Below are 1,157 nucleotides of genomic sequence, written 5' to 3' on the forward strand. Positions count from 1 at the left end.
ATGGCCGTGGGCGTCTCGGCGGTCGCGATGCTCGGCGGCGAGCCAGGCGAAGGCGCGCTCGCACGCGGCGGCATCCTCGCGCTGCTGCTCGGCGGCCTCGTCAGCAATGCACTGTTTTCCGCCCTGGTCTCGCTGCTCAACTACGTCGCGGACCCGCCCAACCAGTGGCCCGCGATCGTCTACTGGCTGCTCGGCTCGCTCGCGCAAACCGGCTGGGCCGATCTCGCGTGCGCCTCCGCGCCGCTCGCCCTCGGCACGTCGCTCTTGTGTCTCCCCGCCCCGCTGTCCCTCGCCGCCCCGCTGATCGACGGCCTCACGCTCAGCGACGACGAAGCCCGCAGCCTCGGCGTGCCTGTGCATACGATCCGCTTCGCCGTCATGGCGCTGGCCACTTTGATCGCCGCGCTGACCGTCGCGCTCGCGGGCATGATCGGCTGGATCGGGCTGCTCGTGCCGAATCTCGTGCGGCCGCTCGTCGGCGCCTCGAATCGCGTGGTGCTGCCGATGAGCGCGCTGGTCGGCGCAATCGCGCTGATGCTCGCCGACACCTGCGCGCGCAGCGTCGCGAGCGCCGAAATTCCGCTCGGCGTGATCACCGAAATGGGCGGCGCGCTCGCCTTCGTGTTCGTGCTGCGCGCGCTGCGCCGCCGTGCGCGCTGACCGCCAGGCGCCGCGATGAACCCACACGCCAACACGCGCACGACGCCGACCCACACGACGGACGCCGCGCTCGCCTGCCGCGACGTGACCGTGCGGCGCGCGCACGCCACCGTCCTCGACAGCGTGAGCTTCGCTGTGCGCGCGGGCGAACTTGTCTCGCTGCTCGGCGTCAACGGCGCGGGCAAGAGCACGCTGCTGCGCGTGCTGCTCGGCCTGATCGCGCCCGATACCGGCGAGGTGCTGCTGCACGGCGAAACGCTGCATCGCCAGCGCCGTCGCGCAATCGCGCGGCAAGTCGCGTGGGTGCCGCAACATCACGCGCCGCAATTTCCCTACACCGTCGAGCAGATCGTGGCGCTCGGCCGTCTGCCGCATCTCGGCACGGGCTTCGCGCTGTGGCGCGCGCCGCGCACGCACGATCGCGACGCCGTGCACGCGGCGCTCGACGCCATGCAGATCGCCCATCTCGCGCAGCGCGATTACGGCGCGCGCTCGGG

The 1,157-nt window shown here is 72.3% G+C and carries 2 protein-coding genes; both read left to right on the plus strand.

Going from position 1 to position 1,157, the window contains the following annotated elements:
• Positions 1-660 (plus strand): iron ABC transporter permease (locus G3N97_RS38910; protein ID WP_205998015.1); only part of this gene is annotated, 660 nt, incomplete at its 5' end.
• 15 nt (positions 661-675) lie between these two features.
• A partial coding sequence (locus tag G3N97_RS38915) for an ABC transporter ATP-binding protein (protein WP_205998016.1) occupies positions 676-1,157 on the plus strand: 482 nt, incomplete at its 3' end.

The organism is Paraburkholderia sp. Ac-20347 (assembly GCF_017104805.1).
In the GTDB taxonomy this organism is placed as follows: domain Bacteria; phylum Pseudomonadota; class Gammaproteobacteria; order Burkholderiales; family Burkholderiaceae; genus Paraburkholderia; species Paraburkholderia tropica.